This is a genomic window from Pseudomonas sp. AC242, assembly GCF_979258655.1.
Window position 1 is genome coordinate 4,660,396 of the sequence record NZ_OZ409873.1, and the last position, 9,605, is coordinate 4,670,000.

General features: G+C 58.6%; 6 protein-coding genes and 2 rRNA genes (1 of these 8 running past the window's edge). 3 read left to right on the forward strand and 5 right to left on the reverse strand.

Translation table 11 applies throughout. The features are described from left to right. The first annotated feature begins 137 nt into the window (after positions 1-137). The 3 genes from mksB to mksF are packed head-to-tail and all read left to right on the forward strand — an operon-like array spanning position 138 to position 4,943. Positions 138-1,415 carry an Mks condensin complex protein MksB gene (mksB, locus tag ACZZ0A_RS20840; protein WP_414893553.1) on the forward strand — a complete coding sequence of 426 codons (1,278 nt, stop codon included), beginning with the start codon at positions 138-140 and terminating at the stop codon, positions 1,413-1,415. After that, positions 1,405-2,106, forward strand: coding sequence for an Mks condensin complex protein MksE (gene mksE / locus ACZZ0A_RS20845; RefSeq protein ID WP_095114361.1), 702 nt, complete (start codon positions 1,405-1,407; stop codon positions 2,104-2,106). Before mksB ends, mksE begins: the two co-directional genes overlap by 11 nt. Then, on the forward strand, positions 2,103-4,943 hold the full coding sequence (gene mksF, locus ACZZ0A_RS20850; protein ID WP_007912969.1) for an Mks condensin complex protein MksF: 2,841 nt from the start codon (positions 2,103-2,105) through the stop codon (positions 4,941-4,943). Before mksE ends, mksF begins: the two co-directional genes overlap by 4 nt. A 182-nt stretch (positions 4,944-5,125) precedes the next feature. Here the strand turns inward: mksF and ACZZ0A_RS20855 are convergent, their stop codons facing one another. The 5 genes from ACZZ0A_RS20855 to ACZZ0A_RS20875 form a co-directional block, all read right to left on the reverse strand. Further along, positions 5,126-7,429, reverse strand: a complete 2,304-nt coding sequence (locus tag ACZZ0A_RS20855) for a PqiB family protein (protein ID WP_007912970.1) — start codon at positions 7,427-7,429, stop codon at positions 5,126-5,128. Further along, on the reverse strand, positions 7,422-8,045 hold the full coding sequence (locus ACZZ0A_RS20860; protein WP_095114359.1) for a paraquat-inducible protein A: 624 nt from the start codon (positions 8,043-8,045) through the stop codon (positions 7,422-7,424). The genes ACZZ0A_RS20855 and ACZZ0A_RS20860 overlap by 8 nt, the downstream gene beginning before the upstream one ends. After that, entirely contained in the window at positions 8,032-8,691 is a 660-nt protein-coding gene (locus ACZZ0A_RS20865) for a paraquat-inducible protein A (protein ID WP_007912972.1), read from the reverse strand. Before ACZZ0A_RS20865 ends, ACZZ0A_RS20860 begins: the two co-directional genes overlap by 14 nt. Positions 8,692-8,839: 148 nt before the next feature. Further along, positions 8,840-8,955, reverse strand: a 5S ribosomal RNA gene (gene rrf, locus ACZZ0A_RS20870). A 151-nt stretch (positions 8,956-9,106) separates the two neighbouring features. After that, a 23S ribosomal RNA gene (locus ACZZ0A_RS20875) occupies positions 9,107-9,605 on the reverse strand (it continues 2,395 nt past the right edge of the window).

Genomic DNA, 9,605 nt, shown 5'->3' on the forward strand with positions numbered 1-9,605 from the left:
GCCGTTCGCTCAAGATCGCCCGTTGTTGATCGATAGACTTGGTCTAAAGAAAGCGACAGTCCGTCCCGAGAGTGAATCGCATCCTTCGTGATGCAGTACAATCGCCGCTTTTCATTGCCAACCAGCCGGGCATTCCGATGATCGAACCCAAGCGCGTCTTGCGCGCCCTCGCTGAACACTGGGCATTGCTTGAGCCACTGTGTGAGCATTTCGACCAAGGCACATTGAGCCTCAACGAACTGCGCTCGCAACTGGCCGCCCAACAACTGGACAGCACACCGCAGGACATCACCAGCCTGCTCGACGTGTGGATTCGCCTCGATATTCTGATTCCGGTGGCGAAAAGCCCGAACCGTTTCGAGCTGAATGCGCAGATTCACGACTTCCTCGCTTACCTGCGTCGTGAGCACCGGCTGGGCCTGTGCCTGGAAATCGAAGCCTATCTGCGTCACCTCGAGCGTCTGGCCGGTTACATCCAGGACGCGTTCGACATCCGCGACGGCCACGACCTCGCGCGCCAGTTGCGCCTGCTCGACATGCGCGTGCGCGATGTGCTGAAGAAGCTCGACAACGACGAACAGGCCCTGGTCGCCGTCGCCGAGCGCGCGAAGACCAGCGATCGACAAATTCCGCTGCGTCAGCGTTACGCCGAAGTGCTGGCGACGTGGGACGAATATGTCGAGCCGATGATCGATCTGGTCAACGCCGACGGCGCCTTCGAACAAGGCGTGCGCAAGGTCGAAACCGTGCTGCTGAAGATGCTCAGCGAACAGCAGCGCCTCGGCCATCTGGTCGATGACGACATGCTGCTGCGCACCCACGCGCGCATCCTCGAAATGCAGACCAGTGCCCAGCTGACTTTGCGTCATGCCCGTGAACTGCTGCTGCCGCTGCGTGAAGAAGCGCGTCGGCACAACGCCGTGACCCGTGGCGCCGCGTTGGCGTTGGCAGCGATTCGCCGCAAAGGCATCGACGCCGTGCCGCAAGCGGCGATGCCGCTGTTTACCCGCCCGCAGAGCACCTTCCTCGGCAGCGCCAGTCAGGTCGAAGCCTACGTTTATGCCTTGGCGCGATTCGAGCCGAAACCGGCGCGCTTCCCGAAAGCGCACAAAACGCAGAAAGGCGAAGCCCCACGCGCGCCACGCACCGTTCGCGAGATGGTCGACCGCTGCGAAGAAGCCCTGCCGATGCCGGATCTGATGACCTGGCTGTTGGAACAGGAACCGGACGGCGCCACCGACGAATTGCTCTACTGGTTCTCGCGCCTGTCGCGGGAAAAACGCTTCAAGCGCGAGCGTCTGGAACGCCGCGAATACCACACTCACGAGCACCAGGTCAGCCTGCGCTCCTTCGCCCTGCTCTCGGCCAGCGATAACGCCGCCGAGAATTCTGCGAGCATCCCCAATGCATCTTGATCTTTCCGAACTGTCGCAACTCGCGCCGATTTTCCGCGAGCTGTTCAAGGGTTACCACGTCAGCCGCCGCGACCCGGAGCTGTACACGCAACTGTCGAACTTCCAGGATCAATACCGCACGCTGTTCAAGGCGCTGGGTTTTGAGCTGGTCTGCGATACCCGTGGTTTCTACTACTTCGTGCCGGACATGGCCGCTGCGGCGGTGAACAAGACTGCCCAGCGTCTGGCGCTGTTCACCTTCATCCTCGTCGAGCACTTGGCCGATCAGGGCCGCGACCCGATTGCCGTGCTCGATGGCGGCAGCCTCGGCCGCGAAGAGTTGCCGTCGCTGCTGGAGAAATACCGCGACCTGTTCATTCAGGCCGAAGTGCAGACCGTTGAAGAACTCGAAGAAAAGATCATGCGCCGCATGACTCAGCTCGGTTTTGCCAGCGAAGAAAACGGCGTGTACCGCTTCCTGCCGCCGATGCACCGCTTCCTCGACGTCTGCCTGTCGGTACAGCAGGACCGTGATCTGGCGGCCAGCGTGCACAGCGTGCTGCCGTTGCCAGCACCGGTGCTGATCGACGAAGCGGCCGAAGCCAAATTCCTCGAAACCGACGACCCGCTCGATCTTTCCGAATTTGAAGAAGAGAGCGAAGAAGACGCACTGGCCCGCGCCATTGCCGAAGAACAGGAGTCCGACGCATGAGCCAGGAACGCTACGGCATCCGCCGCTTTGCCCTTTTGAACACCGCCGGTTACAGCCTCGGCCTGTTCCCGCTGGAAGAACCGCTGTCGGTTTACGGCGCAAACAACCTCGGTAAATCGGCGTCGATCAACGCCTTGCAATTCCCGATTCTGGCGCGCATGTCGGACATGAGTTTCGGCAAATACAGCCTGGAACAATCGCGGCGCTTCTACTTCGCTTCCGACACCAGCTACATCCTTGTCGAAGTGAATCTGCCCCACGGCCCGCACGTGATCGGCGTGGTCGGTCGCGGCCCGGGCGGCGGTTTCGGTCACCAGTTCTTTGCTTACGCCGGCAAGCTCGATCTGGCGCATTACCAGAAGAACGACACCTGCCTGCGCCAGAAAGAGCTGTTCAGCAACCTTGAAAAAGAAGGCCTGAAAGCCTACGAACTCAAGCCTGATGAGCTGCGTCGTTTGCTGGTGGGCGGTCATACGTCGATTCCTTTGGATCTGACCCTGATTCCACTGCGCTCCACCAGCGAACAGAGCCTGAAGACTTTCCGTGCGCTGTTTATCAACCTGCTGCACATGCGCGAAATCACCGCGGCCAAGCTCAAGCAGTTGTTCCTCGATGCCTTCGAACACAGCCTGCGTTCCGGCAGCGTCGATTACATCGCCGCCTGCGAAGAAGCCTTCCGCGACGTGCGCCGGATGGAACAGGACTACAACTCGCTGGTCGCTGCCGGCCCGTTGGTTGAAGCCTTGGCCAACGGCGTGAAACAGCGCGACGTGCTGCGCGGCAAACTGCATCGCCTGTCGCCACTTCTGGATTCGTTGCTCGGCACCTGGTCGGACTACGCCAGTGCGCGCAAAGATGAGCTGACGATTCAGGCCGACCACTACCGTGGCGAGCAGGACAGTCTGCAAAACGATCAGCGCGGCGGCACTCAGGAACTGATGCGTCTGGAGCGGGAAATTTCCGGTATCCAGCGCTGGCTCGGCGAATTGTCGGTGCTGAAAAATCGCTTCGCCCTGGTCGATGACGTCAAAGTGCTCGAGCAACAATTGCTCGCCGCCAAAGACGCCCACGACGAACTGGCCGGTGCCTTGGCGCAATCGCGTCAATTCAGTGCGGAAGATCTGGAAGAGCGCGTACGCGATCTGGAAAAACGCCTGAAGTCGGTGAAGCAGCAACTCGATCACGCCGACAACAACAGCTATGCCCGTCTGCGCGAAGAGTTCTCGCAACAGGACGTCGAGCGTCTGATGCGCCTGTTCAATAGCGCACTGTTCAGCCTGCCACTGGGCGAACACGGCATCACCCTCGACGACGACGGCGAGTGGGTCAAATCGGTCGAGCTGATTCTCGATGGCTTCAAGGGCGAGCGCTTCGAAGTGCCGGGCTTGTCCATCGACATCTCGCACATCGAGCCGCCGGCGCTGCAGGCCTTGGCTGACCGCGCTGCGCTGCGCGACCAGAAAGAGCGTCTGGAAAAAGAACTCAAGCAACTGAAAACCCAGCAAGCCGTGGCCGCCGACCGCGCCGCGAGCAAGACCCAGACCGAAGCGCTGTACCAGCAAGTGCTGGACGCGCAGAAAGCCTTGGAAGATTTCCGCCGCACGCAGACATTGAGCGCTGAAGAAAGCGACAAGCTCGAGCAACTGGCGCAGATGGAAGGCGCGCAGGACGAACTCAAGCGTTCCAGCGACGCCTTCACCGAACGTGTCCAGCAACTGTCGGCCAAGCTGCAACTGGTCGGCCGCCAGATCGCCGATATGGAAGCCAAGCAACGCACCCTCGACGATGCGCTGCGTCGCCGTCAGTTGTTGCCGGCGGATCTGCCGTTCGGTACGCCGTTCATGGATCCGGTCGACGATTCGATGGACAACCTGCTGCCACTGCTCAACGACTATCAGGACAGCTGGCAAGGTCTGCTGCGCGCCGATGGCCAGATTGAAGCGCTGTACGCGCAGGTGCGCCTGAAAGGCGTGGCCAAGTTCGACAGCGAAGACGACATGGAGCGCCGCCTGTCGTTGCTGATCAACGCTTACGCGCACCGCACCGATGAAGCGCTGACACTGGGCAAGGCCCGTCGTGCGGCGGTCACCGATATCGCCCGGACCCTGCGCAACATTCGCAGCGACTACGACAGCCTCGAACATCAACTGGCGCTGTTCAACCGCGAGATCAACAAGCGTCAAGTGTCCAACCTGCAGAGCTTCCGCATCGTCCTTGCGCCGAACAAGGAAGCGCTCAAGCACATCGACCAGATCATCCACAGCGCCGGTCAGTACGAAGAAGGCGAAACCCTGTCGGTGTTCGACCTCAGCCAAAGTGCCGAGCAGGACAACAAGAACGAAGAGGCCAAGGAATACCTGGCGCGGCTGGTGGCGGCAAACCACAACCAGCTCGGCCTCAAGGACTTGTTCGAACTGGCCTTCGAGATCACCAAGGTCAACGGTCAGCCGGTTATCCACACCGACATCGATGGCGCCGCATCCAACGGTACAACCATGACCATCAAGGCGCTGACCAACATGTACTTGTTGCTGCACTTGATGGATCGCGACCAGGCCGGTCGCGTACGCCTGCCGTACTACCTCGACGAGGCCGCAGACATCGACGAGAAAAACCAGGCTGCACTGCTGGAAACCAGTCTGCAACTGGGCTTCGTGCCGATTCTGGCGAGTGTGAAGCCGCAGGTCTGCGCCAGTGTCGCGATCGACCTGGAAGGTGGCAGCGGCCCGGCGGGGATCTACATTGATGAGGCGGACTGGAAGTACATCCGTCGCCATGATGTGGTGAAGGCTACGGTCAATGTTGAAGCGGATGAGCCAGAGCTGGATGCGGTTTGATCGGCATTAACTGAAGGCAAAAAAAGGGCCGCGATCTGTTTGGATCGCGGCCCTTTTTTATGGCTTGGGATTTGTGCTGATTTTGCGGGCCCTATCGCGAGCAGGCTCACTCCTACAGTTGGAATGCGCTCCCCTGTGGGAGTGAGCCTGCTCGCGATGGCGCCACTTCAGACACCATAGAATCACTTACCGAGGGAAATCTTCGGCGCCCAGGTCAGCCACTCATCCTCAAACTTGTCGAACAGCGGAAACGTCTGCTCAGCTCGCGCCGGGTTACCCATGCGCTCGCCATCCGGCGTGGCGAAGGCAATCCCTCCCTGAATCGCCGTCTCCAGCGACTCGGTGCGCACCGTCAGCCCGTTGAACAAACCGATATCAAACCCGACACCGCTGGTGTTCCAGAACCGGCTACCGCTGCGCACCAACGGCGCGTATTTCGGCTCGATCAGAATGTGCACCAACACGCGATCAGCTGTCTGGCCCAGTTCATAACCGGTGACCTTACCCACGGTAATTTCACGGTAAGTCACCGGCACACCCGGTTTCAGCGAACCACGACGGGCCGCGCTCAAGACCAGACTCAGACCGGCCTCTTGCTTGGTCACTTCCGGCGCATTGGCCAAGGCCACAAAGTTCTTCTGCGGGCCGAGGTTCTTCGCCGCCGGTTGCACTTCGATGTACTTCCCGGTCACCAGGGTTTCCAGATTTTCTGTCTTGATCAGGCCGAGCTCCGGTTTTACCACCCAGAACTGGCTACCAACCCGGGCGATCTTCTCCGGCACTTCAGTGATGCGCGCCGTGAGGATCACCGATTGCAGATCGTCAGTCAGATCAACGCTTTCAATCTTGCCGACATCCAGTCCCTTGAAGCGAACCGGCGTGCCGCTGCGCAAACCATCGGCGCGATCGACCTTGATCGTGACCACGGCACCCTTCTGATTAGCGTCATCGTGGTTGGCGAACAAACGGAAGCGCGGAATGCGCTTCTGTAACGGCGCCTTGGCTTGCGGTGTTTCGAAAGCGATACCGCCGGCCATCAGGGTTTGCAGCGACTCGCTCTTCACTTGGATTCCGCCGGTCAACCCGCCGGTCAGCGTGACACCGCTGACGTTCCAGAAGCGTGTCGAGGCGTTGACCAGGTTTTCGTACTCCTTCTCGATGTGCACACCGATGACTATCTGCTTGCGAGTCTTGGAGAACTGGTAGCTCTGAACCGAACCGACCTTGACCTGTTTGAACAGAATCGGACTGCCGACATCAATCGAGCCAAGTGTATCGGTGAACAACACCAGGTGCAGGCCCGGCGAACGCAAATCCAGCGGCGGCGCCTTCGGCCGTGCCTCGAACTCGCGTTTCGGCGGCGCGCCTTTATCACCCGGACGCACAGCGATGTAGTTACCTTTCACCAATGCTTCCAGACCGGTAATGCCCGCCAGGGAAATCGACGGCTTCACTACCCAGAACTGCGTGCCGTCCACCAGATAGTCTTCAGCCAACGGATCAAGAGTCAGTTCGGCAGTGGCGCTGTTCAGGTCCGGATCGACCTTCAGCGCCTTCAGGTTGCCGACCTGAATACCTTTGTACATCACTGGTGTACGGCCAGCCTGCAGACCTTCGAAATCGCTGAGTTTGACCTTCACACGGATCCCGGCAGCGGCCGCGTCGAAGTCTTCGTACAGACGAAATGGCAGGCTTGGATCGGTCGGCGGGCTGTCCTTGCGGTTTTCGGGTGTGGCGAAAGCGATACCACCGGCGACGATGCTGGCCAGCGATTCGCTGCGCACTTTCACCCCGGACAGGTTGGCGTCGATGCTGATGCCGCTGGCGTTCCAGAAACGCGTGTGTTTGCGCACCAGTTTGGCGTAGGTCGGCTCGATGAAAACCTTGAGCTCGACGGTACTCTGGTCTTCCGAGAGCAGGTAGCTTTTGACCTGGCCGACCTTGATCTGCTTGTAGAACACGGGGCTGCCACGGTTCAGTGATCCGAGACGATCCGCCTTGATAGTCAGGTGCAGACCGGGCTTGGCGTCCGACAACGGCGGCTCTTCGGCCAGCGCCTTGAACTTGCGCGTCGGTTCGCCTTCGCCGGGGCTGATAGCCACGTAGTTACCCGAAACCAGAGTTTCCAGGCCGGTGATACCGGCCAGGGTCACGCTCGGTTTGACCAGCCAGAAGCGCGTGCTGGTCTTGAGGTATTGCTCGACGTCTTTGTTCATCTCAACGGTGGCGATCACACCTTTTGAGTTGCCTTCATCGTCGAGCTTAAGCGCCTTGACCTTACCGACCGGCATGCCTTTGTACATGACCTCGGTCTTGTTGGCCTGGATGCCTTCACCGCTTTCAAAGCGGATCTGAATCTCGATACCAGTTTCGGAATAGGCACGCCAGCCGAGCCAGCCGCCGATGATCAGCGCGATCAGAGGCAGAACCCAAATGGCAGACCAGTTCGAAGCCGGTCGGGTTTTCGCTACGGGCAAATCAGTCATGGTCGTCGTCCGACTCCGTGTTATCCCAAATCAGTCGGGGATCGAAAGTTACTGCGGCGAGCATCGTCAGAATCACCACACTGGCGAAGGCGATGGCGCCAAGATTGGCTTCGACACTGGCAAGCCGGCCGAAGTTGACGACCGCCACGAGAATGGCGATCACAAAAATATCGAGCATCGACCAGCGGCCGATGAACTCGATAAAGCGGTACATCCAGATACGCTGACGCGCGGACAACGGTTGGCGTCGTTGTACCGAAAACAGCAGCAGCGCAATACCCACCAGTTTGAAGGTGGGCACGAGAATACTGGCGATAAACACCACAGCCGCGATCGGAATCATGCCGTGCTGCACCAACTGGATCACGCCGGACATGATAGTGCTCGGATCACCCTGGCCCAAAGAACTGACAGTCATGATCGGCAGCACGTTGGCTGGAATATAGATAATCGCTGCCGTGATCAGCAGTGCCCAGGTACGGGTGAGGCTGTCAGGCCTGCGAGCGTGGATCAATGCACCGCAGCGGGTGCAGGTCTGCTCGTCGGTGTCCGCTTCCTGCCTGTTCAACTCATGACATTCAGTACACACCAGAATGCCCGCATCAATCGCCCGCATGAGCGTCCTCTCCTGATAACGCCTGCCAGATCTGGTGCGGTGACATCACCACTTCCAGCCAGACCTGAACCAACAACAAGCCGATGAAACACGCCAAACCCAGGCCTACGGTAATGGCTGCCATGTCTGCCAGTTTGACGATCGCCACCAGTACGCCCATGAGGTAGACCTCGAGCATTCCCCAGTCTTTGAGGTGGTGATAAATGCGATAGAGCAGCAAGCCATAGCTGCGTCCGACATTGAAGCGGATCGTCAGTAACACGAACAACTGGCACAGCAACTTGAGCAGCGGTATGGCCATGCTGCACAGAAATACGACAATCGAAACGCCCTGCATGTCCGTATTGAACAGGCCGAGCACACCACTCCAGACCGTATCCTGCGAGGATTGTCCGAGGATATTGAGTTGCATGATGGGTAAAAAGTTTGCCGGGATGTACAGCAATAAGGCTGCGATCACCAAGGCGAGGCTGCGCTGCACCACGTTGTGACGGTGAGCGTACAACTCGTAACCGCAGCGTGGGCAGAGCGCTTTTTCGCCGTGGGCAAGTGTGGGCTTGCGCATCAGCAGGTCGCACTCGTGACAGGCCACCAAGTCTTCCAGCGGTAAATCTGACAGCCCGGGGGCGTCAACCGACTCTGACATAAAGGCTCTGGCTCCGAATAAGGTGGGGCTATTCTAGTGTTCTGATTCGAAAATAACTGTGCAAATTTGTTCGCTGTCGCGAGTAAAAACTTTTCTACAGGCAAAACAAAACCCCAACTGCTTTCGCAATTGGGGTTTCGGAATTTAATCTTGACGATGACCTACTCTCACATGGGGAAACCCCACACTACCATCGGCGATGCATCGTTTCACTTCTGAGTTCGGGATGGGATCAGGTGGTTCCAACGCTCTATGGTCGTCAAGAAATTCGGGTACTGAGTCGTGGCCTTGAGGCCTCGCTTCAGCAAATTGGGTATGTGACAGCTGGTGTTTTGTGAGTCTTTCGAACTTTCGGTTCGTTTCGTCTTCACACACCGCAATCTGGTCTCTTCGACGCAAATTGCTTGGGTGTTATATGGTCAAGCCTCACGGGCAATTAGTATTGGTTAGCTCAACGCCTCACAGCGCTTACACACCCAACCTATCAACGTCGTAGTCTTCGACGGCCCTTCAGGGAACTCAAGGTTCCAGTGAGATCTCATCTTGAGGCAAGTTTCCCGCTTAGATGCTTTCAGCGGTTATCTTTCCCGAACATAGCTACCCGGCAATGCCACTGGCGTGACAACCGGAACACCAGAGGTTCGTCCACTCCGGTCCTCTCGTACTAGGAGCAGCCCCTCTCAAATCTCAAACGTCCACGGCAGATAGGGACCGAACTGTCTCACGACGTTCTAAACCCAGCTCGCGTACCACTTTAAATGGCGAACAGCCATACCCTTGGGACCGGCTTCAGCCCCAGGATGTGATGAGCCGACATCGAGGTGCCAAACACCGCCGTCGATATGAACTCTTGGGCGGTATCAGCCTGTTATCCCCGGAGTACCTTTTATCCGTTGAGCGATGGCCCTTCCATA

Coding starts and splice junctions, on each gene's coding strand:
- ACZZ0A_RS20855 (WP_007912970.1), bottom strand. CDS start 7,429: ATGACTGATTTGCCCGTAGCGAAAACCCGACCGGCTTCGAACTGGTCT.
- mksE (WP_095114361.1), top strand. CDS start 1,405: ATGCATCTTGATCTTTCCGAACTGTCGCAACTCGCGCCGATTTTCCGC.
- mksB (WP_414893553.1), top strand. CDS start 138: ATGATCGAACCCAAGCGCGTCTTGCGCGCCCTCGCTGAACACTGGGCA.
- ACZZ0A_RS20865 (WP_007912972.1), bottom strand. CDS start 8,691: ATGTCAGAGTCGGTTGACGCCCCCGGGCTGTCAGATTTACCGCTGGAA.
- mksF (WP_007912969.1), top strand. CDS start 2,103: ATGAGCCAGGAACGCTACGGCATCCGCCGCTTTGCCCTTTTGAACACC.
- ACZZ0A_RS20860 (WP_095114359.1), bottom strand. CDS start 8,045: ATGCGGGCGATTGATGCGGGCATTCTGGTGTGTACTGAATGTCATGAG.